The 24,490-nt window shown below is 71.2% G+C and carries 13 protein-coding genes; 3 read left to right on the top strand and 10 right to left on the bottom strand.

Features of this window, described 5'->3' with window-relative positions; all coding sequences use genetic code 11:
* Window positions 1-8 precede the first annotated feature (8 nt).
* Window positions 9-2,114: an NAD-dependent epimerase/dehydratase family protein gene (locus DRV85_RS06770; protein ID WP_113288700.1), complete on the top strand. Its 2,106-nt coding sequence runs from the start codon at window positions 9-11 to the stop codon at window positions 2,112-2,114.
* A 181-nt stretch (window positions 2,115-2,295) separates the two neighbouring features.
* The gene (locus DRV85_RS06765; RefSeq protein ID WP_113288699.1) at window positions 2,296-3,417 is read left to right on the top strand and encodes a CpsD/CapB family tyrosine-protein kinase; all 1,122 of its coding nucleotides are present in this window, start codon (window positions 2,296-2,298) and stop codon (window positions 3,415-3,417) included.
* Between the two features lie 21 nt (window positions 3,418-3,438).
* Here the strand turns inward: DRV85_RS06765 and DRV85_RS06760 are convergent, their stop codons facing one another.
* From DRV85_RS06760 to DRV85_RS06730, 7 genes are all read right to left on the bottom strand, one after another.
* Window positions 3,439-4,755 carry a GumC domain-containing protein gene (locus tag DRV85_RS06760; RefSeq protein WP_113288698.1) on the bottom strand — a complete coding sequence of 439 codons (1,317 nt, stop codon included), beginning with the start codon at window positions 4,753-4,755 and terminating at the stop codon, window positions 3,439-3,441.
* A gap of 145 nt (window positions 4,756-4,900) precedes the next feature.
* The gene (locus DRV85_RS06755; RefSeq protein ID WP_113288697.1) at window positions 4,901-5,605 is read right to left on the bottom strand and encodes a 4'-phosphopantetheinyl transferase family protein; all 705 of its coding nucleotides are present in this window, start codon (window positions 5,603-5,605) and stop codon (window positions 4,901-4,903) included.
* Window positions 5,602-10,251, bottom strand: coding sequence for a MupA/Atu3671 family FMN-dependent luciferase-like monooxygenase (locus tag DRV85_RS06750; RefSeq protein ID WP_113288696.1), 4,650 nt, complete (start codon window positions 10,249-10,251; stop codon window positions 5,602-5,604). Before DRV85_RS06750 ends, DRV85_RS06755 begins: the two co-directional genes overlap by 4 nt.
* Window positions 10,248-11,252 (bottom strand): glycosyltransferase family 2 protein, encoded by a 1,005-nt coding sequence (locus DRV85_RS06745; protein WP_113288695.1) that lies wholly within the window; start codon window positions 11,250-11,252, stop codon window positions 10,248-10,250. Before DRV85_RS06745 ends, DRV85_RS06750 begins: the two co-directional genes overlap by 4 nt.
* A 4-nt stretch (window positions 11,253-11,256) precedes the next feature.
* Window positions 11,257-17,730, bottom strand: coding sequence for a type I polyketide synthase (locus DRV85_RS06740; protein ID WP_113288694.1), 6,474 nt, complete (start codon window positions 17,728-17,730; stop codon window positions 11,257-11,259).
* A 102-nt stretch (window positions 17,731-17,832) separates the two neighbouring features.
* A complete protein-coding gene (locus tag DRV85_RS06735; RefSeq protein ID WP_113288693.1) occupies window positions 17,833-18,156 on the bottom strand; it encodes a hypothetical protein in 324 nt (107 codons plus the stop codon).
* Complete coding sequence (locus tag DRV85_RS06730; RefSeq protein WP_113288692.1) at window positions 18,153-19,061, bottom strand: glycosyltransferase; 909 nt, start codon at window positions 19,059-19,061, stop codon at window positions 18,153-18,155. The genes DRV85_RS06735 and DRV85_RS06730 overlap by 4 nt, the downstream gene beginning before the upstream one ends.
* A gap of 113 nt (window positions 19,062-19,174) precedes the next feature.
* Here DRV85_RS06730 and epsE point away from each other — a divergent pair, with 113 nt between their 5' ends.
* Complete coding sequence (epsE, locus tag DRV85_RS06725) at window positions 19,175-20,401, top strand: exopolysaccharide biosynthesis GT4 family glycosyltransferase EpsE (protein WP_113288691.1); 1,227 nt, start codon at window positions 19,175-19,177, stop codon at window positions 20,399-20,401.
* Here epsE and DRV85_RS06720 read toward each other — a convergent pair.
* The 3 genes from DRV85_RS06720 to DRV85_RS06710 form a co-directional block, all read right to left on the bottom strand.
* Complete coding sequence (locus DRV85_RS06720) at window positions 20,373-22,403, bottom strand: calcium-binding protein (protein ID WP_158540118.1); 2,031 nt, start codon at window positions 22,401-22,403, stop codon at window positions 20,373-20,375. The two genes, epsE and DRV85_RS06720, sit on opposite strands and share 29 nt — an antisense overlap.
* A 133-nt stretch (window positions 22,404-22,536) precedes the next feature.
* A complete protein-coding gene (locus DRV85_RS06715; RefSeq protein ID WP_113288689.1) occupies window positions 22,537-23,757 on the bottom strand; it encodes a 3-hydroxybenzoate 6-monooxygenase in 1,221 nt (406 codons plus the stop codon).
* Between the two features lie 4 nt (window positions 23,758-23,761).
* Window positions 23,762-24,460, bottom strand: coding sequence for a fumarylacetoacetate hydrolase family protein (locus tag DRV85_RS06710; RefSeq protein ID WP_113288688.1), 699 nt, complete (start codon window positions 24,458-24,460; stop codon window positions 23,762-23,764).
* Window positions 24,461-24,490 lie beyond the last annotated feature (30 nt).

Raw genomic sequence — 24,490 nt, 5'->3', positions numbered from 1 at the left:
GGACAGGCATGGCTGATACCGAGTTGCGCGCGGGACTCGTGGGAGCGGGCTACATCGCGGACTGGCACGCCGCGGCGATCGCGGCGAGCCCGGGCGCACGGCTCGTGGCGGTCGCCGACCGGGCGGCCCATGCCGCCGAGGCACTGGCCGAACGTCATGGCGCGCGGGCTTACGCCGACGTTGCGGAAATGCTGGCCAGGGGCGGATGCGACATCGTGCACGTGCTCACGCCGCCCGCAAGTCATGCGGCGCTCGCGCGGCAGTGCCTGCGCGCCGGCACACACGTGCTGGTCGAGAAACCCGTTGCCCTCTCGGCCTCGGAAGTGGCGGAAATCGAGGCAGAGGCGCAGGCCTCGGGGCGGGTCTTCGCAGCCGGGCACAATTTCCTTGGCCTGCCCTCCTACGAGCGGCTCAAGTCCGCGCTGGCCGAGGGTCTGATCGGACCGGTGGACACGGCCGAGCTCACTTGGGCCCTGCCCTTCCCACCGCTCCGCTCGGGGCCTTACGGGCTGTGGCCGCTGCAGGCGCCGGAGAACCAGTTGCTCGAGACCGGTCCGCATCTGCTCGCCTTCGCGACCGATCTTTTCGGACCCGTGGAGATCGAGCATCTCTCCCTTGGGCGCCCGGTCGAACTGCCGGGCATGGGCCGGCGCCCGCAGCTGTGGCGGATGACCGGGCAGGCGGGCGGCGTGGCGCTGAGCCTCACAATCTCGTCGGTCGAGACGTGGGACGAGCGCAGCCTGACGCTGCGCGGTCCAGCGGGGTTCGCGCGGCTCGACTACGCCGGCGACACGCTGCTTCTGCGGCGCGAGAACGCCTCCGATCTGATCCTGAATCCCCTCCGCAAGGAGCTTTCCACGGGCTGGCAGCATCTGCGCGGAGGGACGGCGCGCGCGCTTCGCGAACTCTCCTCGCTCAACCGCGCCTCGCCCTACGCGCTGAGTTTCCGCGGCATGCTCGCCGAGGTCTATGGCGCGATCCGGGCCGGCCGCGCGCCGGATGTGCGGTTCGCCGGGCGCTCCGCCGTGCCGGTCATGCGCGCAGTGGAACAGGCCTGCGCGCGCATTCCGGCCGAATGGCGCCCGCCCGCGCCGCCCGTGCGCACGCGCAAGCCTGCGCCACAGGTCATGGTGATCGGCGGCACCGGCTTCATCGGCCGGAACCTGACTCGCGCGCTGGCGGCGCGCGGGACCGACGTGCGCGTCGTCAGCCGCGGCGGTCGCGGACCCTTCGACGATCTTCCCGACCGGGTCGAGACCGTCGCGGTCCCGCTTCGCGACCGCGCCGCGCTGGCCGAGGCGATGCGCGGCGTGGACTGCGTGGTCAACCTCGCGCGGTCGGCCGACCCGACCTGGCAAAACGCGCTCGAGAACGACGTGCGCGTGACCGTCACCATCGCCGAGGCCGCGCTCGACGCCGGCGTCCGGCGGCTGATCTACACCGGCACCATCGCCAGCTACGACATGTCGGACCCCGCCGCGACGATAACCGAGGCCACCGGCTTCGCGCCGGACATGTCGGACCGCAACGTCTATGCGCGTTCCAAGGCCGAATGCGAGCGGCGGATGATGGAGATGCACCTGACGCGCGACCTGCCCATGCTCATCGCGCGGCCCGGGATCGTGATCGGGCCCGGCGGGCCGCTGCAGCATTGGGGGATCGGCCGGTGGCACGGCTCTGGCGCCGTCCGGCTCTGGGGCGACGGCCGCAACAAGCTGCCGTTCGTGCTCATCGAAGATGTGACAGATGCACTTATCCGCATGATGGATGACGATATTCCAACGGGCGAGAGCTTCAACCTGGTAGGGCCGCCCCTCCTGTCGGGTCGCGAGTATTTCGAAGCGATCCGCACCGAACTTGGCGCGGCGCTCACGGTGCGGCCCGGAAATCTGACAGCCATGTGGGCCGGCGATGCGGTGAAGCATGTGCTAAAGCGCCATGTGCTACGGCGCAGGGGCCTCGTCCGTCCCTCGCTGAAGGATTGGAAGAGCCGCGCGCATCTGTCGCGTTTCGACAACACGCACCCACGGCGGCTGTTGGGCTGGACGCCGGTCGACGAGCGTGAGAGCCTCATACGCAGGGGCATCGTCGAAGCCAACCTGCTCGGGTTTTGAATGATGTGGCTCCGGGGCTATTGTTTCCGGATCGCGAAATAGCACCACAACCGGCGCATTTCGGTCAGATTTTCGTGGTCATCTGAATCTGATGGACAGTCCGGCCGGAGAGTCGTCGCTGGGAGCGGATCCCGCGCGAAGCACTAGGGCCTTGCTCCTGCGTACCGCGGCGGAGCACACCATGACGGAGCACGACGGTGACAACGGGAAGGCGAGGCACGACGCGATGAACACGCAGAACCGTTCGTTGTCGGACATCGCCGAGCGGAGCCAGGCAGGCTTGCCACGGCGCGGCATGCGCACCGGGCACTCCACCCGTACGCCTGTGGCGCGCGAGGCCCCCCCCGCGCATTCGCCGGGCGAGACCGCGCCGGAGCGCACGCGTCCGTCCGAGCGCCCGCAACTGCCGGAACCGTGGGAGGGCCATGCCGACGAGGCCGCAGCGAGCGAGACGCGGGACGCGACCGGGCCGAGGCTTCAGGACGACACCGTCGAAGCGGCGGGGGCCGAAGCCCGCGCGCCCGACTACGGCGCGCCGGTGCCGGCGGCCGCAGCCCGCGCGCCCGCCCTGTCGATCCCCCCGGCCTGGGACAAGCTGGGAGAGGTGCCGCTCGACCCGTACCACCTGGAGAGGCACCGGATGATCAGCGCCGCGCGCGAGGACCCCTCGCACGCCGCCTTCGACGTGCTGCGCACGCGGCTTCTTCAGGCGCTGGCGGACAACGGTTGGCGTCGGGTGGCCATCACTTCGCCGACGAAGAACTGTGGCAAGAGCTTCGTGGCCGCCAATCTGGCCCTCAGCCTGTCCCGGGCCGAGACCGCGCGCACCCTTCTGCTCGACGTCGACCTTCGCAATCCGTCGCTCGCCAAGCTGCTCGGCGTCCGGCGCCCCGGGGCGCTGGGTGATCTGCTGCGCGGCCTCGTGCCGCCGGAGCACCATATCGTCCGCTTCGGAGAGAACCCCGTCGGCGTGGGGCCGAATCTGGGCATGGGCCTCAACGAGCGTGTCGAGCGAGGGGCGGGCGAGCTTCTGCAGAGCCCGGAGGTCGCCGCCGCGCTCGCGCAGCTCGACGACCTGCTGCGGCCGGACGTCGTTCTCTACGATCTGCCGCCCGCGCTCTACCACGACGACGTGCTCGCCTTTCATCGGCACTACGACGGCGTGCTGCTCGTCGTGGGCGGAGGGATAACCAAGCCCGACGAAATCAGCGAGGTTTCCAGGCGTCTGGCCCAGCATACCCCGTTGCTCGGCGTGGTGCTGAACCGCGCGGAGGGCCCCAGCATCCGCGACTACAGCTACTGACGCGGCCCTTGCGCAGCCGGGTCAGCTCTGTGGCAGCGCGGGCAAACGTTCCGCCAGCGGCCGCAGCGCCGGGACGTGGCTCGAGGCGAGCCGCAGGAGGATCGGCAGCCCGACCGCGATCAGCACGAGCCCGGCCGTGCCGAAGATCCATCGGCGGCGCACCTCCCAGCGGGTCCGCACGGTCGGGATCGTGACGACCGGGCGGATCTGCAACGCCTTCTCCAGCTGCGCGGCCGTGCGAATCGCCGGGTTCAGAAACTCGAGCAGCGCCGCCACGATTGCGGCGGCCGCGAGGCTCGCCACGCCGCCCGCCGTGGCGATCGCACGCCGGCTGCGCGAGATAGGGTACTCCGGTGGGATTGCCGTCTCGAGCACCTCGAAGATCTCCGCGTTCTGCCGGTCCTCGAGAATGCGGGTCATCTCGGCCTCCGCGCGGCGGCGGGTGACCATCTCGAACTGTTCCTGCAGCTGCGCGAGCTCACGGGTCAGCGCGCGATACTCCTGCTCAATTCGGGGCGCGCGTGCCAGCGTCGCCTCGATCTCGTCGATGCGATCGCGCAGAAGGTCGCGCTGATTCTCGAGCATCGCGCGCTGCCGCTGGAGCACCTCCAGCCGCTGCCGCTCGCCGGTCGTGTCCAGCGCGAGGATCTGGCGCTCGACCTCGAGTTCTGCCTCGCGCAAGCCGGAAAGCTGCGTGCGCAGTGAGGTCAGGTTTTCCGGCAATCCCTCGGCGTGCTCCTGCTTGAAATCGGCGATTTCGGCCTCGAGCGCCTCGATCTCGGCGCTCACGCGCGCCTCTTCCTCGACGAAGAAGGTCTCTGCCGTGCGCGCCTGTTCGATGAGCCCGCGGCGGCTGGCGGCGACGACACGACCGAGCAGGTCGTTCGCCACCACGGCGGCAAGCTCGGGATCGCCGAGGCGCACCCTGATGATCATGCCCGCCGGGATCCGCCCCTCCGGCGTGTAGGGCGGCGCATCGTTCGCCATCTCTTCCAGCTCGACGGCCTCGCGCATGAGGCGCACCTTTTCGAGCGTCGTCAGATTTGGAAGATCCGAGAAGAGATCGTAGGTCTCGACGAGGGCGGCGAGATTGTCCCGCGCCATCACGCGGCGTTCGATGAGGTCGAGTTGATCGGCGACGGTCATGCGTGAGGCGCGCCCTGCCTCTTCGACCACGGGGCCCCGGATCTGCATCGCCGCCACCGCCTGGTAGGCCCGGGGCTGATTGAGCGCATACCAGACCGACGCGGCACAGCCGGCGACCACGATCGCCGCCATGAGCCAGAAACGGCGGCGAACGATGCTGAGCACCTGATCGACAGGAGCGAGACCAGTCATTCCGATCCTCCGAGCGCAGCGCCACGCGCTGCGGTCCAAATTCGGCCCCACCGAGGCACTGGATAGCGCCCGTGCCACGAAAAGGCCATGTTTGCGTTCGGATTGTGGCGGAAACAGAGCGTTTCCGCCATCTTTGCGCCAGGTATCAGCGTCCGGGCGGCGGGATCGCCTCAGGCCGCAGGGCGACGATGGCGAGTATCGCTCCCGCCACTCTGCCGATCCGACCTTGGACGGACCTGCCGGGCAGGAAGGGGCCGAAGGGCCGCCGTATCCGCGCGGCGAAACGCCCCGTCTCGGGGAAATTCACGGTGACAGCGTCAAAGTCCAGCATGAGCCCCGTCAGCGGATACTGCGCCTTGAAGAGCGCCTCCTTCGCCACGAAACGGTCGAGTGCGGCGCGCCCGCGCGCCTCTTCTGAGAGGCGCGCGAGATCGCGGCGCTCGTCGTCTGTCAGGATCGAGGGCCACAGGTCGGGCGGCAGCGGCGCATCGCGCTCGAGGTCCACGCCGAGGGACGAAACGGCGTCCTTGCACGCCGCAACGGCGATGCCGCCCTCGGCGCAATGCGCGATGCTGCCCGTCACGCCGTCGGGCCAGACCGGCGCGCGCCCCTCGCCCACCGGGATCGGCGCGGGCGTGATGCCCAACTGCACAAGCGCAGACCGCGCGGCCGCGCGGCCGGCGGCGAACTCGCGGCGCCTCGCGGGCACTGCGCGCGCGACGGCGCGGGCTTCCTCTGCGTAGGTCGTCCCGTCCCCGTCAGGGCGAAAGATGGCGACGGCTGCGCCCGCAGGGGCGAGGTCGCGCGCGAGCCGCGACAGCGCCTCCAGGCGATCCTCGCTCGTGATCATGCCCTTCGACGTGCGCGCATCGCGCGTCGCCGTTCCATGGCCCGGGCGCGCTGTGCCTGCCGGTCGTTCGCAGGCTCCGGCGGGGAGTCCGCCTCGGCCGGTGCCTTTGCGGCCGGCGCGGAGAGATGTCCGCCCGACAGTTCCTCGACCCGCCCGGCCAGCGCACCCAGGGTGGGGAAGCGGAAGATGTCGGTGATGGCGAGGCCCGCGACGCCAAGCTCCGCACGCAGGTCGCGGTGCACCTGAACGGCCAGCAGGGAGTGACCGCCGAGGTCGAAGAAGTTGTCGCGCGGCCCCGGCTGGGGCACGCCCAGCACGCGGGCCCAGATCGCGCCCACGCGGTTCACCGCCTCGCCCGCGGCGAGCGCCGGGCCTTCGGCCGTGGCAGGCCCCTCCTGCGCAGGCGCTTCGGTGGCAGGCGCTTCGCCGGCTGGCGCGTCCGCCCTGTCCGCGTGCCTCGGCCCAGGAGGCGGCAGCGCGTTGCGGTCAACCTTGCGATTGGGCGTCAGCGGGAAGGCCTCGAGGGTCACCACCCGCCCCGGCACCATGTGCGGGGGCAGGCGCTCGGCCAGATGCGCGCGCATCGCCTCTTCCTCCAGCGGCGCCGACAGCGTGACGTAGCCCACAAGCCGCTGATCGCCCGGCGTGTCCTCGCGGGCAAGCACCACGGCCTGCCGCACGCCCTCCATCTCCTCCAGCGCGGCCTCGATCTCGCCCAGCTCGATCCGATAGCCGCGGATCTTCACCTGATGGTCGGCGCGGCCGAGGAAGTCGAGCCTGCCGTCCGCCCGCCGCCGGACCAGATCGCCGGTGCGATACATCCGGCCCTCGCCGCGGAAGGGATCGGGGCGGAAACGCTCGGCGGTCAGTTCGTCGCGGCCCCAGTAGCCGCGCGTGACGCCCGCGCCGCCGATCCAGAGTTCGCCGGCCACCCCGACGGGCACGGGGCGCTGCGCCTCATCGAGGACGTAGAGGGCAGTGTTGGCGATGGGGCGGCCGATGTTGACGACGTTTTCGTCGGGCGTGGCGGGTTCGGTCGCCGACCAGATCGTGGTTTCGGTCGGGCCATACATGTTGGTGATCGTGGCGTCGGTCAGCCCCTGCAACTCGCGCACCAGCGCGCCGGGCAGCGCCTCTCCCCCGATCATCAGGTGCCGGACATGCGCAAGCGCCGCCGCCGACTCGTCGTGCATGGTCAGCATCCGCGCCATCGAGGGTGTGCATTGCAGGTGCGTGACCCCGTGACGCGCGATCTGCGCGGCGATGGAGTGGTCCTGCGCGCCCTCGTTCGCGCGGCGCAGCACCTCCGACAGCGGGCCGAGGCCCTCCAGCACCTGCTCGACCGGGATGCCGTAGTCGATCAGGCAGGCGATCTCGCCCACGCCGATGGCGCGCACCTGCTCGACCCGCGCCAGCGCGTCCTCGACCGTGCCGAAGAGGCCCGAGTCCTCGAAATACCGCTGGAAGGCGAAGTCGAGGATCGCGTCCAGTTCCTCGTCCGTCAGCGTGCCGAGGTCGAGCTGCATGGGCGTCTCGACGCCCTTGGGTTTCTTGAAGGCCGGGAAGGCCCAGGCGTAGTTCTTGATGAGCCCCGCGGCGGAGCGCAGGTAATCCTTCATCGGCTCGCGCGCCACCTCGCGCACCGCGTCGCGGTCGTGGCCCACATAGGTGTGCAGCATCAGCGTGACGGTGCGGGAGTCCGGATCATGCCCCGCCTCGGTCAGGGCGGCGCGATAGAGCGCGATCTTCTCGCTCACCTCCTCGATCGTCTGGCCCAGAAGGTGGGTGAGCACGTTGGCGCCCATGCGCCCCGCCTCCTTCCAGGTCTCGGGGTTGCCGGCGGTGGTGACCCAGATCGGCAGCTCCTCGGACACCGGGCGGGGCTGGGTGACGACGGCGTGGGTGGTGCCGTCCTGCCGGGGGAAGGCCACCGCCTCCCCCTTCCAGAGGCGGCGCAGGTCGCGGATCGCTTCGGCCATCGCGGGCTTGTTGTTGGGCGGCGTGTTCTCGGGGCGCAGGACGAAGTCGTCGGGCTGCCAACCACTTGCAATGGCAAGCCCCGCGCGCCCGTTGGTCAGGTTGTCGATCACCGCCCATTCCTCGGCGATGCGCGCCGTGTGGTGCAGGGGGGCCACGCAGCTTCCCGCCCGCACCGCGATGTTCTTCGTCACCGCCGCTACCGCCGCCCCCGTCACCGAAGGGTTGGGGTAGGGGCCGCCGAAGGCGTGAAAGTGCCGCTCCGGCGTCCAGACCGCGCAGAAGCCGTTGGCGTCCGCGACGCGCGCCCCTTCGAGCAGCAGGCGATACTTGTCGCGCCCCTGCCCGTCGTCGTTGCCCCAGTAGTAGAGGCTGAACTGCATCGACTGGTCCTCGACGGCGACGGGGCCGGAGACCAGCGCGCGCTCCTCGTCGCCCATCAGCACCAGCTTGAAGCCGCGCGCGAGCGTCCAGAAGAGCTCCAGCACCGAGATGTCGAAGGAAAGCGAGGTAACGGCCAGCCAGACGCCCGCCGGATCGTGGTCGATCACCGCATCCATGCCGGTGAAGAAGTTGGCGACGTTGCGATGCTCGACCATCACGCCCTTGGGCCGCCCGGTCGAGCCGGAGGTGTAGATCAGATAGGCGAGATCGTCGGGCCTGGCGCCGCCCTCGGGCCGGCTTGCAGGCGCCTCCGCCAGCCGCGGGTCGATGTCGAGGCAGAGGGTCTGCGCGCCATGCGGCGGCAGCTCGGCCTCGACGGCGGCCTGAGTCACGACGACCGATGCGCCGCTGTCCTCGAGATAGAGCGCCAGCCGGTCCTTCGGATAGGCCGGGTCGAGCGGCAGATAGGCGCCGCCCGCCTTCAGGATCGCCAGAGCGCCCACCAGCAGGTCCGGCGAGCGACGCGTGGCGAGCCCCACGACGGTGCCGGGCGCCACGCCCATCTGCCGCAGCACATGCGCGGCGCGATTGGAGCGCGCGTCGAGTTCGGCGTAGGTGAGGGTCGTCGCCTCGTGCACCAGCGCGGGCGCGTCCGGCGTCGCCTCCACCTGTCGCTCGAAAAGCGCGTGCACGCAGGCGCTGTCGAACGGCGTATCGGTTGCGTTCCGGCCATGCAGGACGGCCCGGCGCTCGGCCTCGGGCATGACGTCGATGGCGCCGATCGGCGTCGCGCCATCGATCTCCGCATGCGCCAGGTGCTCGAAGCGCGCGGCCATCAGCTCTGCCAGGTCGGGCGCCATCGCCTCCGAATCGTAGCGCAGGGCGGGCGCCGCGCCGAGCGCGAGCGTCAGCGCGGTCCCCGGGATCAACCCGCCGGCCTCGCTGAAGTCCAGCCCGATCTCGGGCCCCCGGCCGTCCAGTTCGGGCATCCGCGCGGCGAGGTCCGGCGCGAAGGCCCCGGCCCGCCGCGCGCGGGCGAGCTCGCGCGCAAAGGCGCCTTCCGCGAAGCTCAACGGCGTCTCCACCCCCGCCTCGAGCCGCAGCGGCGCCCAGTCGCTCACATGCCCCGGCCAGGCGAGCCCGGCGCTTTCCGGCGTGCGCAGGGCCAGATCCGCGCTGCCACGCCCCATGCTGCGCGCCGCCCAGAGCGCGGCGAGGAAGGCCGCGCGCTCGGGCGGGAGCTCCGGGAGGTCCAGCGGCCGCTCGGAGAGGCCGCCGCGACCGGCCCGCAACGGGAGCCCGCACGGCTCCACCTCAGCGAGCCTTCGGCGCACATGGCTCTCCATGGGCGCGATGCGCGCGATACGGCGGGTCAGCTCGTCGGCCTCTTCGGGCGTCAGGGCTTCGAGGCGGTCCCCTGCTGCGGCCACATCGGCCCCAGCCACTGTCGCGCCCTCGGGCGTGCGCAGACCCGAGAGGCGCACCGCGCCCTCGGCGCAGGCCACGGTGAGCGCGCCGGCCGCGACCTCGAGAACCGTGCCGGGGGCGCCCGCCCCGGCGACCGGCTCCGCCGCGCCGACGAGCCAGACCCCTCCGCCGCGCGCGATCTTGGGGCAGGCCACCGGGTTGGCGTAGTCGCCATGATCCAGGGCGCGCACCAGGCGCGCGAGCGACGCGGCCGGTTGCGCGAAGTCCAGCCGTGCGGCCGCGCGCGGACGATCCGCGAGACCGTAGTAGCTGCGCCGCGCGGCATCCTGCGGCGTGCCGGGGTCGTCACGCTCCAGCGCGTCGAGCAGCGCGGGAAAGCTCTCGATCCCCGCCTCGTAGGCCTTGGCGTTCGCCGTCAGTGCCGTGTCCTCCGGCGAGAGGTCGAACACCCGCTGCGCGAGGATCGCGCCCGTGTCGATCCCGTCGCCGATCCTGTGCCAGGTGACGCCGTGGCGCGTCTCGCCGTTCAGCAGCGCCCAGACCGGCGCGTTCAGGCCGGCATAGGCCGGCAGCGGACCGTCGTGGAAGTTCACTGCGCCGCGGCGGGCACGGCCGAGCACCGCCTCGGGGATGAGATCGAGGTTGGCGACGGAAAGCAGCCAGTCGGCCTCGGGCAGCCGCTCCTCCAGCCCGGCACCGGGCGCCTCGATCGTCAGGCCCTTCGCCGCGGCCCAGTCCGCGACGGCCGGGTGTCGCGTCACCACCGCCGTGAGGGTGTGCCCCCGCGACAGAAGGGCCTCGCCGCATTGCAGCGCCAGCGTCTCGTTGCCGATCAGGATCGCACTGAAGGGAGTCATGATGTCTCTCCGCTGGGCAGCGCGGCGGGCGGCTCCGCCACGCGCGGCGCGCGCCCGAAGAGCGCGCGCAGGTCATGGATGACGAGATCGCGCAGGAAATGCGGCCGGTCCCCGCGCGGCTTTCCCTGCAAGAGCATCCGGGAGCGCCAGAGCAGCCCCCCCGCCAGATGCGCGAGCGTGGCGGCGGCGGCATAGGCGCGGCCGTGCGTCTTGGCGAAATAGTGCCAGCGGGAGTCGAACCAGAAGCCGGGGACGCGGTCCCAGCTCTTCATGCCGGTCGAGGCGGAGCCCACATGCGCGACATGGCTTTCGCGGACGTAGAGCGTGGGCCAGCCCGCCCGCGCCGCACGGCGGCAGAGGTCCGTCTCCTCGAAATAGAGAAAGAAGGTCTCGTCGAAGAGCCCGATCGCGTCCAGCACGGAGCGCCGCATCATCAGGCTCGCGCCAGCCAGCCAGTCCACCCGCCGCGTCGCATCCGGCACGCCGATGGACACGGAATACCCGCGCAGCATGCGGCTGAGCGGACCGAACCGCGCCGCGCCCTCCAGCTCCGACAGGATCGACGGGAAGCGGAAGGCCGTCACATGCGGTGTGCCGTCCGGCCCGTGAATGTAGCTGCCCGCGAAGCCCAGCGTCGGATCGCTCTCCAGTGCCTCGAGCAGACGGCGGATCGCGTCGGGGGCCGGAAAGGCGTCGGAGTTGAGGATGTAGACGTAGTCGGGCGCGCGCCCGTCCGAGAGACCGGCGCGAATGCCCACGTTGTTGCCGGCGCCGAAGCCGCCGTTGCGCCCGGACTGGATGACGCGCACGCGGTCCCCTGCCGTCCAGCCCCGCGCCCTGGCCTCTCGGCTGAGACGCTCGAAGGAGCCGTCGCCGGAGTCGTTGTCCACGATCACCAGTTCGCCAGCGATCCCCTCGAGCGCGCGAAGCGCGGCCTCGGCCGCGTCGAGCGTCATCTCCGCGGTGCGGTAGTTCAGCAGGACGGTCAGCAACCGTGGCATCGGCTCACTCCGCTGCCTGCCGCGCGGTCGAAAGGGCCTGTGGCGTCCCTGCCGCGCGGTCGCGCTCGGCCGCCTCGATCGCCTGCCGCATCCGTTGCGCAAGGACGCGTGCGTTGGGTTCCAGCACCATCGAGTCGTGGTCGCCCGGCACCTCGTGCACCTCCACGCCCGGCACCCAGGCGCGCCAGCCGTTGTCCTCGTAGAGATAGGCGCGCTCTTCGCTCACCATGCGTCCGCCCGAAACGATCCAGCGCGGCTGCAACGCCGGGCGGAACAGCACGAGCCGCCCGTCCCACGGCCTGACCTCGTAGCGCGCCAGCGCCTCGTAGAAGGCCGCCTCGATCTCGGCATTGTGGAAGGCATGGTCGGGTGACGGCTCGGCGGCGGCCTTCTCGCGCATTTGCCGACGATAGCGGATCTTGCCGGCGAGCCAGCGCAGCGGATAGGCCGCGCCTTGCCGCCGCAGTTCCTGCCAGTGGATCAGCAGGCGATCGCGTCGCGGAAGGTCGTGGCGGCCCGGCAACGGGGTGTCGAGCAGCACCACGATGCCGACCTCCTCGCCCGCCGCGGTGAGCTGGCGCGCCATCTCGTAGGCGGTGAGCCCGCCACCCGAGAAGCCGCCCAGAAGATACGGACCGTGCGGCTGGACCTGGCGAATCTCGGCGATCATGTCGCGCGCGGCCTCCACCAGATCGCGATGCGGCTCCGCGCCACCGTAGAGGCCGCGCGCCTGCAGGCCATAGAACGGCCGGTCGGTGCCGATCAGATGCGCGAGATGGCGCAGGTTGAGCACGTTGCCGAACATGCCCGCGACGAGGAAGAAGGGCCGGCGCGGCCCGCCCTCGCCCTCATGCATGGGCACCAGATGAATGAAGCGGCGCAGGGCCGGGGTCTGACCCGTCCCGGTGTCCTGCGCGCCCTCCTCGGCGCCGCCGCCTGTCTCGGCGTCGATGAGCGCGGCGCAGGCGCGGATCGTCGGCGCCTCGAACAGCACCGAAATCGGCAGGTCCACGCCGAACCGCTTGCGGATCTGCGCGAAGAGGCGCACGGCGATGAGCGAGTGTCCCCCCAGATCGAAGAAACTGTCCTCGACGCCGATCCGCGCGACGCCCAGAAGATCGCTCCAGAACTGCGCCAGCACTTCCTCCGTGGCGGTTTCCGGCGCGACGTAGTCGCCCTCGAGCTCCGGTCGGTCGAAACGCGCGCCAGACCCGCCCTCGGCCTCGCCCTGCCGCGCCTGCGCCGCCAGCGCATCGAGCGGCAGCGAGCTCACGATCACCTGCGCCCCGTCCGAGCCCAGCGCACGCAGGAAGGCCTCCGCCCCTTCGTCGGGCGTGATGCCCTGCGATAGATTGTGGATCAGCCGCTCCTCGGCCGGCGAAAGCGGCGCGTCGGCTTCGCTTGCCGTGTCGAACTCGACCTCGCGGGCTGCGGGCGGGGCGAGCTCGCCCAGACCCTGATCCATGCGCCGGATCTGGAAGCCCTCGATCTCGACGCAGACCGTGCCGTCGGGCTCGGCGAGCGTCACGTCGAAGCGCGCCACAGCGCCGTCGGCCCTGTTGTCGTCCGCGTTGCGGACCCAGCTCACGATCTCGACAGGCAGGGGGCGATGCACCCGCATGCGGGCGTAGCTCATCGGCACCCAGAGCTCGCGCCCGTCGTAGCCCACGATAAGCTCCATCGCCCAGCCCGTTGCGATGTCGAGCAGCGCGGGATGCAAGGCGAAGCCCCGGTCGCCCGCGGCCGCCGGGGGAAGGCGCAGGCGGGCGATGCCTTCGCCCGCGCCCAGGGCGCTGCGAGTCAGCACCTGCCAGCGCGGTCCGAAGGCCAGATGCGCCGCCTGCGGGCCGGCCATCCCCTCGGGCGCCTCGGTGACGGCGCGGGTGCAGCGCGCCTCGAGCGCGGCGATGTCGAGCGGGCCGGGCGTGTCCATCGGCAAGAGCGCGAGCGTCGCCTCGGCGTTGCGCTCCCACGCGCGGCGCCCGTCGAGCTCGGCCGCCGCCTGCACTTCCATCGCGTAGCCCGCGTCGGCGCGCGCGAGCCGCACGCGGATCTCGCGCTCCGCCCGGTCGGCGAGCGCCAGCGGGCGCAGGAACCACAGGTCGCGGATCTCGAAGCCGCCGGTCTCGCCCTGCGCCTTCAGCGCCTCGGCCGCGAGTTCGGGGTAGCCCGTGCCGGGGAACAGCGCGCGGCCGTCGCGCGTGCGGTGCTCGTCCAGAACCCAGCGATCGGCGGTCCGCCACCGTGCGGTCAGGATGCGGTGACCCGCGTCGTCGAAGCTCGCCGCGTCGAGCAGCGGCGCGTCTATCTCCGTCACCGGCGGCTCGGGCAGATCGCCGGTGCGCCGCGCCACCGCCTCGGCGGCCATGCCCACCTCGGCCCAGATGCCCCAGTTCAGCGCCAGAACGCGGGTCTTTCCCCCGCGCCGGCTGCGCGCGAAGGCGTTGAGGTATTCGTTGGCCGCGACGTAGTCCACCTGCCCCGCCGGCGCTGTGACGGTCGAGGTGGAGGAGAAGAGCACCATCCAGTCCAGCGCCCCGTCGGGAAAGAGCGAAGCAAGCACCTGTGTGCCGTGCAGCTTGGGCGCCAGCACGTCCTCGACCGAGGACAGGGTCTTGGCCATGAGCGGCGCATCGTCCACCACGCCGGCGGCGTGGATCACGCCTGCGATGCGGCCGAACCTCTCGGTGGCCGTGGCGACCGCCGCGCGCATCTCCTCCGCGTTGGTCACGTCCGCCTGCACGACCAGCACCTCAGCACCTGCCGCCTCCAGGCGCTCCACCGCCCGCAGACGGGCGGCCAGAGGATCGGCGGGAGCGCGGCGCATGAGCTCGGCCGCCCAGTCCTCGCGCGGCGGGAGCGCGCCGCGCGAGACCAGCACGATTTTGCACCGCCGCTCACGCGCCAGCCGCTCGGCCACGGTCAGGCCGATGCCGCCGAAGCCGCCGGTGATCAGCACCGTGGCGCCTTCGGCGACCTGCGGTGCCGCGGCCTCGGGCAACGGACTCTGCACCGGCGTCTGCACGAAGCGCCGCCCCTCCCGCAGCGCTGCGGCATGATCCGACGGCTCGGCGAGGAGTTCCTCCAGCAACTGGAGCGTCAGCGCCTCCATCGCGGTCTCGCGCGCGCCATTGGCGCGTAGAGCTGCCCGCCCCCGGCGCGGTGCCTCCGGCAGGGCGATGTCGAGCGTCGCGCAGGTGACGCCCGGCAGCTCGCGCGGGATCACGCGGGCGGGGCCGGCGACAGTCGCCTTTTCGGGGTGCGCAAGCGGCTCGTCCCGGACCTGCGCCGCGCCCGAGGTGACGACCGTCAGATGCGGCGGCACGGGCAGCGTCTCGCCCGCAAGGGCCTGCCCGAGGAAGAACAGGGACCAGAACCCCTGTTCCTGGTTGCGATGGAAGAAGCTCGACCCGGGGCGGAAGCTCTCACCCTCGGTGACAAGCCAGAAATGCGCGATCCGCTCCGGCGCGAGCCCGCGCGACAAGAGCGCACCGATCAGCTGCTCGTAGCCCGCGCGGCCCTGTTCGGGCGCGAGCGTATAGGCATGCTCGCCCAGCTGCGCGAAGGCGTCGCCGGGGCGCACTTCCATCACCGTATGTCCGCCAGCACGCAGGCGCGCGGTCACGCGATCGGCGAGCCCCGCCTCGTCGGCGAAGATCAGCCATGTGCGGGGCGGCCCCGTCTCGCCTGCCGCGACGTCGAGCGCGCAGTCGGCATAGGCCGGCTTCCATCTTAGGCGCCAGCCCCAGTTCTCGACGCCCTCCACCCGCATCGGCAGCGTCTCTTCCGCTGCCGCGGCGGGTGCCGCACGCTCGATGAAATAGGGGGCCTGCTGAAACGCGTAGGTGGGCAGCACGACGCGGTTGCGCCGCGCCGCGCCCCAGATCTGGCCCCAGTCGAAGGACGCGCCCAGCGCCCAGAGCCGGCCCAGCGTGCCGATGAAATGAACGTCGTCCGGCACCGCCTCTTCGGGGTGGCGCAGGGCGTTGACCACCCGGTTCGCCTCGATGCCGGGCTGCGCCTTGGCGAGCGCCGAGAGCGCCTTGCCCGGCCCCATCTCGAGGAAGATGCGCGCGGGCTCCTGGGCCAGCGTCTCCATCCCCGCGCCGAAGCGCACCGTGCCGCGCAGATGCGCGACCCAGTAGTCGGGATCCGTCGCCTGCTCGGCCGTCAGCCAGGTGCCCGTGCGGTTCGAAACCACAGGGATCTGCGGCGGCGACAGGGGGATCGAGCGCAGGTAGTCGCGGAAGCGGTCCAGCACCGGGTCGAGCAGGCGGGAATGCGCGGCGATGTCGATGGCGATGCGCGTCGCCTCGATCTCCTCCGCGGCAAGCTCTGCCTGAAGCCGGTCGAGCGCGGCCTGCGGGCCGGAGGCGACCGAGAGGCCCGGTGCGTTCTCCGCGGCAAGGTCCAGATCGGGGCCGAGCCGCGCGCGCAGCTCGTCCGCCGGCAGCGCGACGGACAGCATCCCGCCGCGCTCCGCCTCGTCCATCAGCCGGCCGCGGAGGTGCACCAGCCCGATGCAGTCCTCGAAGCGCATGACGCCCGCCACGCAGGCCGCCGCGTTCTCGCCCATCGAATGGCCGATCAGCGCGGCGGGCGCGACACCCCAGCTTTCGAAGAGGCGGGCCAGCGCGACCTCGACGATCATGATGAGTGGCAACTGCACCGACGGCGTGGTCAGGCGCTGCGCGGCGGCCTCCGCCTCGGCCCCTTCGGCCAGCCAGAGCGCGCGGATGTCGTAGTCGAGCTTCGGCTGCAGAACCTCACGGCCCCGGTCGATCCAGTCGGCAAAGACCGGCTCGGTCTCGTAGAGGTCGCGCGCCATGCCGACGTATTGCGCACCCCCGCCAGGGAACATGAACACGGGCTGCGGCGTGCCGGGCAGCGCGCGATGGGTGAAGACCCGGGCCCGATCGCCGGACTCCAGCAGCGCCGCCGCCTCCTCGTGGCTTTCCGCCACCACGACGCGGCGATGCTCGAAGGCGCGGCGGCCCTCTTTCAGGGTGAAGGCGACGTCGGCCAGATCCTGTTCGGGATGCGCGCGCAGGTGCTCTGCCAGCCGCGCCGCGTTGGCGTCGAGCGCCGCCTTCGAATGCCCCGAGACGGTCAGAAGCTGGAAGGGCCAGTCCGAGGGTGCGGACGCCGCGCGCGCCGGCGCTTCCTCGAGCACGACATGGGCGTTGGTGCCCCCCACGCCGAGGCTGTTGACCCCCGCCCGCAGCGGCCCCTTCGCGCTTTCGAAGGGGGTCAGCCGGTCGTTCACCCGGAAGGGGCTGTTGTCGAAGTCGATGGCCGGGTTCGGGGCCTCGTAGCCGAGGCTTGGCGGGATTTCCCGATGATGCAGCGCGAGCGAGGCCTTGATGAGGCTCGCCACCCCGGCGGCCGTGTCCAGGTGCCCGATGTTCGTCTTGACCGAGCCGATGCGGCAGTAGCCGGTGGCGTCCGTCGTCTCGCGGAAGGCCTGCGTCAGCGCGGCCACCTCGATGGGATCGCCCAGGTAGGTGCCGGTGCCGTGGCATTCGACGTAATCGACTGTGTCGGCGGTGATGCCCGCGATGGCCTGCGCGTCGGCCACGGCCTCGGCCTGCCCCCCCACCGAGGGCGCGAGGTAGCCCGCCTTGTCGGAGCCGTCGTTGTTGACCGCGCTGCCCTTGATCACCGCCCAGATGTGGTCGCCGTCGGCCAGCGCGTCCGCGAGCCGGCGCAGCACGACGACGCCGGCGCCGGAGCCGAAGACGGTGCCCTTCGCCCGGTGGTCGAAGGCGTGGCATTCCCCGTCGGGCGAAAGGATCTCGCCCTCCTTGTAGAGGTAGCCACGGCCCTGCGGCAGCTCGATCGTCACGCCGCCCGCCAGCGCCATGTCGCATTCACCGTTGAGCAGCGCCTGCGCGGCGTAATGCGTGGCCACAAGCGATGTCGAACAGGCCGTCTGCAGCGTCAGCGACGGGCCGCGCAGGTCGAGGATGTGGGAGAGGCGCGTGGAGAGGAAATCCTTGTCGTTGCCGGTATGGCGCAGCAGGAACATGCCTGTGTCGCGCACGAGTTCCGGGTGCGAGCAGACGTTGAAGTAGAAGTAGCTGCCCATCCCGCAGCCGGCGAAGACGCCGACGGGCCCCTCGATAGCTTCGGGCGGATGCCCCGCCACCTCCAGCGCCTCCCAGGCGACCTCGAGGAACTGGCGGTGCTGCGGGTCCATGATCGCCGCCTCCTTGGGCGAGAGCCCGAAGAAGTCGGCATCGAAGTATTCGTAGCGCTCCAGCGGCGCGGCATGGGGCACATAGTCCTTCCGCGCGATCAGTGCGGGCGCCTCGCCCGCGGCGCGCAGCTCGTCCTCGCTCAGACGCCGGATCGCGCGGCGCCCGTCGCGCAGCATCTGCCAGTAGTCGCCGAGACTGCCCGCACCCGGCAGTCGCGCGGCCATGCCGACGATGGCAATATCGGTCTCACCCGACGGGGCGGGATCGTCCCGGCTCATCCTGTCTACTCACTCTGTCCCGTGTCGGGTGCCTGACACTCAAATGGGCGAATTTTATGGCGAGGCCTTGGCAGGCCGCCGCCATTGCGAACATGCGGTACTCTACGCGATTTTCAGCCGACTGTCAGTGGGATAGAAAGTCACTGCAACCCCTGCCAGCGCTGCCACCGCCGGCCAGTCGAGCCAGACGGCGCCCGCGGCGAACAGCGCGCCGAACGACATCAAACCGGCATCATCCGCGGGATCCCAAACAGATTGTCTGCGTGTGCGCCAGACAAGCACCGAATAGGCCAGAAGCGCGCCCACGCCTTGTGCGATCAGCGCGCCGGGCAGACCGGCCAACTCGAAGCCGCCGACGAGCGCGCCCGGCAGAAGCACGGCCCCGGCGGCGGTGATCACGAAGAAGCGTCCGGCCGGAAGGCTCACCGGCCGCGACTCCAGCCCTGGGCGCGGCGAGCCGTCAGACGGACCGCCGCCGCGACCCCGCCATAGACGGCAAAGGCAAGCGGGTCACCCGCCGCGCGCCGCAGGATGTCACCCGCGCGGAAGGGCGGCTTGTCCTCGTTGGCCATGAGCTCGGGAAACCGGCGGGCGATCTCGGCCACGCCCGCGTCCTGCCGCCGCCGCACCCGCACCAGATTGGACCACCCCTCGACCAGAGGCCATTCGTATCCGGCCGGGACGCCGACACGCTCGTGGGGCGCGAACTGCAGCCGCGCGAAGATGTCGTCGGCGATCACGTCCGGAAAACGGTCCCAGCGCGCCCGTCCCGCCGCGTTGACCGCGAAGAAGCCGCAACCGGGCACGCCATGCGTCATGAAGGGAACGCCGAGGTAGAAGCGCCGATAGGCCCGGCTGGCCGCCGTCGAGGGGCGCGGGATGCGAACAGATCCGCTGGCGAACACGGGCGTGTCGCGGTCGAGCGCGGTGACGATCTGCCCGAGCAGCGGCCTGCTCAGCTTCACGTCGGCATCGAGATAGGCGCGCATCGCGCCCGGCGCCGCCGCGTCTCCCGCGTTCAGCGCGGCGATCTTCCCGGGCTCGGGCAGGTCGAGCACGCGAAAGCCCCAGCCTCGCGCCTCGAAGCGCGGCGCGAAGCCCTGCGCCTTGGCAACCGTGGCATCCGTGCAGCCGTTCGCGGCGACGACCACGGTCACCGGCAGGTCGCGCGGCACGGCACTATCGACGAGGGCCGTGAGGCAGCGGCCGATCGTCGTCTCTTCGTTGCTGGCCGGCACGACGACCGCCAGGCCGCGCGCGCGCGTCGCGGCGCAGGCGGCGCCAGCCGGCGCGGCAGGATTCTGCGCTGAAGGTGTGCCGTTCAGGGTCATGACGAAATGTCTGCCTGGGCTCGGCGGCGTGTCTGTCTCTGCCGGTGGCGCGGGGATGCTTCGAACACTATAGAGAGTATCTCGGCGGTGTGATGGAAACAAAGGGGCAAATCATGGCGGACCCGCCGCGGCTCGGCATACTGATCCCCGAGTTTCCCGGACAGACGCATATCTTCTTCTGGCGGGAGATCCGCGCGCTGGAAGCGATGGGCGTGCCGGTCGAGCTGCTCAGCACCCGCAAGCCGGCGGCCGGCCTTATCGCGCACGAGTGGTCGCAGGCCGCGATGGCGCGCACGACCTATCTGGGTGCGCCGCGGCTCGGGGCCGCGGCCTCTGCCCTGCCCGAGTTGCCGTGGGGCGAGCTGCTGGCGGAGGTGCGCCGCGACGGGATGCCGGCGGCGCGGGACATCGCCTTGGTCGCCTCGGCGTCGCGGCAGCTCGTCTCGGCTGCGCGATCCCGGGGAATCGCCCATGTTCACGCCCATTCCTGCGGCCGCGCGGCCCTGATCGCGGCCTTTGCACAGCGCCTCGGCGGACCGAGCTACAGCCTCACGCTGCACGGGCCCCTGCGAGATTACGGCCCGGCCCAGCGATTCAAGTGGCGGCGCGCGGCCTTCGGCACCGTCATCACGCGCCGGCTTCTGACCGAGATCGGCGAGCGCCTGGCCGGCGATCTGCCCGAGCGGCTCTTCGTCCGGCCGATGGGCGTGGACACCGAGGTTCTCCGGCGCGACGCTGCCTACGCGCCGGCGGTGCCCGGCGGACCGCTGCGCGTCTTCTCCTGCGCACGGCTCAACCTGGTGAAGGGGCACCAGCATCTGTTGCAGGCGATCCGCATCCTGCGGGATGCCGGCATGGACGCCCGCCTGGAGATCGCGGGCGAGGACGACATGGGCGGCACAGGCTTTCGCGCGGTACTGGAAGCGCGGATCGCCGAGCTCGGTCTGGAAGAGCATGCGCGCCTGCTGGGCGCGATCGACGCGGACCAGGTCAAGGCGAAACTGCTGGAGGCGCATGTCTTCGCGCTCGCGAGCTTCAGCGAGCCGCTGGGCGTGGCCTATATGGAGGCGATGGCCTGCGGCGTACCGACGATCGGCACCGACGCCGGCGGCGTACCCGAGCTCATCGAAGACGGCGTCGACGGGTTGCTCGTCAGCCCGCAGGCGCCGGAGGAGCTCGCCGCGGCGATCCGGGCGGTGGCCGAAGATCCCGCGCTCGCGGAGCGGCTCGCCGCAGCGGGCCGGGCGAAGGTCGAACAGGGCTACCGGGCCTCCCTCGGCGCGGAGCTGCTGCGCGACGAGTTCCGGCGGATCACCGGGGCTGACGCAGCGATGCGGTGAGAAAGACGAGATCATCGTCCGCAGCGAAGACGACCTCTTCCACCGCCACCATCCGCACGCGCGCACTGTCGCTTTCGGCGATGACCGCCTCGCCCTCGGTCCGAAACAGCCAGGCGGCCGCGCTGCCCGGCAGCACCGCGCGATCGGTGCCGGGGCCGCCGTGCAGGCGGTCCGCCCCGCCGCGCCCGTCGAGGCGATCGTCGCCCGGCCCGCCGATCAGCGTGTCCTCTTCCGGCGTCCCGCGCAGCTCGTCGGCGCCGGGGCCTCCCTCACGCAGGACGCCGTGCAGGAAGGTGCCCGGCGCGCGTTCCTCCCAGGGAGCCGCGGAAGCATTGTAGGCCATCAGCGCATCCCAGCGGGGATTGTCGTCCCACAGGTGCCGCAGCGCGCCCCAGCTTCCGAAGCGCGAGGGCCCGCCGACCTCGACGAAGGCGTTGAAGAGCGTGCCGCCCGATTCGCGCCAGCCCGCGAGCAGCCGCTCGTAGAGCGCGCCCATCTCGGGAGAGTAGTTGAACTGCGTGAAAAACGCGGTCAGCGCGCGGTCCTCGACCCAGGGGCCGATCCCCACGACATGGGTGCCGCCCTCGTACATCACCATCTCCATCCCGTGGTCGGCGGCGACGCGGGCGTGATAGGGCAGCCGCTCCTCGATGAGCGCGGCGAGCGAACCCGCGCGCAGCGCCTCGGCCACGCGCGCGGTCGTCTCGGCCGCGCCCTCGCGCTCCAGCCAGTCCTTGATGCGGGGCGCCCAGTCGTCGGTGCCCATCTCGTAGCCGAAGTAGCCGGTCACGGCGTAAAGATCGAAGCTTTCGGCCGGGCGCGGATTGCCCTCCGCCACCCACAGAGGCGCCTCGAGCAACGGCTTTTCCAGCCCGAGCCAGCCGGTCTGGACGCCCACGACCGTGCGCAGCCGCGCGTCCGCCTCGGGGCCGAACACCTCGCGCCAGATATCGGCAACCTGCGCGGCGCGGCCGCCGGCGAACTGCATCCACCCGGCATCGTCCGCCGCATCGCCCCATCGCGCTTCGGCCTGCGCGCGCGCCCACTGCGCCTGGGGCAGGATTTGGTTCCAGAGTTCGTTGGAATACTCCGCATGGACGCGGAGCCGCGGATCGAGCGTGTCGCGGACATGTTCTGCGAAGCGGCGCACGAAGTCGTCGTCCGCCAGATGCGGCAGCGTGAACCACGGATCCGCGCCGATCTCGTTCGCCAGAGCGACCATGACCTCCACCGGCACGCCGTGCCTTTGAACGGACCAGGTCATGTCTTCGGGGCGCGGACGGTCCTCCCACCGCACGAGGGTCGACCCGTTGGTATCCATCCAGTTCATGAAACGAACCGCCCGAAGATCACGCACCAGAGCGAGCCATGACGGGTTGAACAGCGCACCCGCCTCGTGGAGGGCAAGATGGTCCTCCCGGACCAGCGAGATATCGCGGATATGGTCGCCCGTTCCCTCGGGATCGGTCGATTTGACCTCCACCGTCACCGCGCCCGGCCCCGGCGTGTAGTTGAACACGATCTCGCCGGGACGCTGCGCAACGAGCCTTGCGCGGCCGCCGACTTCCAGGTGTCCCTCGCCCGTCCACCGCAGGATGTAGCGGCCCGCGAGTTCCTCGGCTTCCTCCGGCTGATCGGTCAGGACAAGAGACTCGAGCTTCGTCGCACCCTCGGGAAGGCTGAGCGGCCAGCCCTCGGCGCTCACATGACCACCCGCCTCGAGCGCTGCGGCGTCCCAGCGGCCCCATTCGTCCGCGGTGTGACCGATCCAGGGGCGGGCCGTCTTCATCCGATCGATGAACGGCTGCTGCACGGACCAATCCATGACCGCGTCGAGCCCGGCGGCGAGCTTGGGATCGGCGAGTCCAGCGCCCGGTGTCCCTGTCGCCTGCGCATCCGTGGCGAGCGTCTCCTCGATGTCGGCGATCCGGTGGATCAGGCCGTCGTCATCGGCCCGGAGATCCCCGGCCTGCGCTGCGGCGGCGCCCGCGAACACGAGCACCAATAGACATATTCCGAGGCTGTGCATCGTCGCTCCATCGCGCTGGCCCGCCGCGATGATGGGGGTTGCCCGGCGTGTTTTCCAGCCGATTCGCGCCGCCGCGCCGCGGTATGGGCCAGCTCGTTCCGAGCGGTCAGCGGGCCGCGTCACGGAGCGTCTCGAGCGAGATCGCCCCGCCGAGGCCGTTCGACCCGTAGAGCCAGCCGATCGTGTCGTACCAGTCCTGCGGCGTCTTGGCCCGGATCACGGCGTTGCGCAGCGCGGCATGGGCGCCCGCGGGGTGGTAGATGTGCTCTCCCACCGCGCGCGACTGTAGCTGCACCCGCGCCGTGCGCAGATAGCGCCGCGCATTGTAGGCCGGCAGCGCGCGCGGAATGTCGCCCTCGGCCGCCTCGACCTCATGCGCGAGCGCCACGGCGTCCTCCATCGCCATGCAGGCGCCCTGCGCCATGTATTGCAGCATCGGGTGCGCCGCATCGCCGAGCAGCGCCACGCGCCCCTCCACCCAGCGCTCGACCGGCTCGCGGTCGCAGAGCACCCAGAGCTTCCAGTCCTGCCCCTTGTCGATGATCTGCCGCGCGATCGGCGCGACGTGTTCGAAGCCGCGCCGCACCTCGTCGTGACTCACCGGCTTGCCGGCGACAGGCTCCGGCGCATCGTTGTGATAGGTGACGACAAGGTTGAAGGTCTTCCACCCTGACAGCGGGTAATGGACGATATGGCACTTCGGGCCGGCCCAGAGCGTCGCCGCGTTCCAGCGCAGCTCCTCCGGCATCGCGTCCACGGGGATCACGCTGCGGTAGGTGGTGTGGCCGGAGACGCGCGGCGCGCCGTCGCCCACGAGCTGCGCGCGCACCGGAGACCACAGGCCGTCGGCCCCGATCAGCGCGGCGCCGGTCACGCGCTCGCCCGACTCGAGGATCGCGGTGGCGCTCTCGCCGTCCTGATCGTAACCGGCCACCGCGGCGGAGGTTCTGAGCTCCACCAGCGGGCTCGCCTCGCAGGCCTCGAGGAACACGCGGTGCAACTCGCCCCGATGCACCACGGCGTAAGGGTTGCCCATACGCGCGCGGAACGCCTCCCCCAGCGGCACGTGGCAGATCTCTTCGGCCGTCAGCGCGTCCATCAGGCGCAGACTGTCCACATAGACCGCCATGTCGCGCGCGCGGTCGCCGACGCCCAGGTAGTCGAAGGCGTGAAAGGCGTTGGGGCCGAGCTGAATGCCGGCGCCGATCTCGCCGAGCTGGCGCGCCTTTTCCAGCACGGTGACGCGGAACCCCTTCTGCGCGAGCCCGCAGGCGGCGGCCAGCCCGCCGATACCGCCGCCGGCGATCAGGATGGGGGCCTCGGCCATGCGCCTACTCCGGGTCGCCGATCGTGAGTTCGATCGGCGCCAGCCCCTCGATACCGCCGGTGATGCGGTCGCCCGGCTCGACCGGGCCGACCCCCGCGGGCGTGCCGGTAAGGATCAGGTCCCCGGGGCGGAGGTGATAGAACTTCGACAGATCCGCCACGATCTCGGGCACCGAATGGATGAGCTGGTCGAGCGTCGCGTCCTGCTTCACCTCTTCGTTGACCTCCAGGTGGATGCGCTGCGGGCCCAGCGGCGCCACCTCCGCCGCCTTCGTCATCTCGGCGAAAACGGCGGAGCCCTCGACATCCTTGCCGAGATCCCACGGCCGCTGCTTCTCGCGCGCCTTGAGCTGCAGATCGCGGCGCGTCATGTCGAGCGCGCAGCCATAGGCGTAAATCGCCCCCTGCGCCGCCTCGGCGCTCACCCGGAAGGCCTCCGCCCCGATGGCGAGCGCGAGTTCCATCTCGTAGTGGAAATTGGCGGTTCCGGGCGGATAGGGCAGCGTGCTCCCCGAGGCCAGATACGCCGAAGGAGACTTGGTAAAATAGAACGGTGCCTCGCGATCCACCTCGACTCCCATCTCGGCGGCGTGGGCGGCATAGTTCCTCCCCACGCAGAAGATGCGGCCCACCGGATAGAGCCCCCTCTCGCCTTGCACCGGAATGCCCGGCACTGCGGGCGGCTCGAAGATGAAATCGGCCATGACGCTCCTCCTGTCCGCGCGTTCCCTGCC

Origin of the sequence: Rhodosalinus halophilus, from assembly GCF_003298775.1 — a bacterium.
GTDB lineage: Bacteria > Pseudomonadota > Alphaproteobacteria > Rhodobacterales > Rhodobacteraceae > Rhodosalinus > Rhodosalinus halophilus.
This window is presented reverse-complemented; position numbering and strand designations above follow the sequence as displayed.

Bases quoted from the DNA above. Each gene is read 5' to 3' on its own strand.
- DRV85_RS06770 (WP_113288700.1), top strand. From the start codon at position 9: ATGGCTGATACCGAGTTGCGCGCGGGACTCGTGGGAGCGGGCTACATC.
- DRV85_RS06715 (WP_113288689.1), bottom strand. From the start codon at position 23,757: ATGGCCGAGGCCCCCATCCTGATCGCCGGCGGCGGTATCGGCGGGCTG.
- DRV85_RS06740 (WP_113288694.1), bottom strand. From the start codon at position 17,730: ATGAGCCGGGACGATCCCGCCCCGTCGGGTGAGACCGATATTGCCATC.
- DRV85_RS06760 (WP_113288698.1), bottom strand. From the start codon at position 4,755: ATGACTGGTCTCGCTCCTGTCGATCAGGTGCTCAGCATCGTTCGCCGC.
- DRV85_RS06755 (WP_113288697.1), bottom strand. From the start codon at position 5,605: ATGATCACGAGCGAGGATCGCCTGGAGGCGCTGTCGCGGCTCGCGCGC.
- DRV85_RS06765 (WP_113288699.1), top strand. From the start codon at position 2,296: ATGACGGAGCACGACGGTGACAACGGGAAGGCGAGGCACGACGCGATG.
- DRV85_RS06745 (WP_113288695.1), bottom strand. From the start codon at position 11,252: ATGCCACGGTTGCTGACCGTCCTGCTGAACTACCGCACCGCGGAGATG.
- DRV85_RS06730 (WP_113288692.1), bottom strand. From the start codon at position 19,061: ATGACCCTGAACGGCACACCTTCAGCGCAGAATCCTGCCGCGCCGGCT.
- DRV85_RS06750 (WP_113288696.1), bottom strand. From the start codon at position 10,251: ATGACTCCCTTCAGTGCGATCCTGATCGGCAACGAGACGCTGGCGCTG.
- epsE (WP_113288691.1), top strand. From the start codon at position 19,175: ATGGCGGACCCGCCGCGGCTCGGCATACTGATCCCCGAGTTTCCCGGA.
- DRV85_RS06710 (WP_113288688.1), bottom strand. From the start codon at position 24,460: ATGGCCGATTTCATCTTCGAGCCGCCCGCAGTGCCGGGCATTCCGGTG.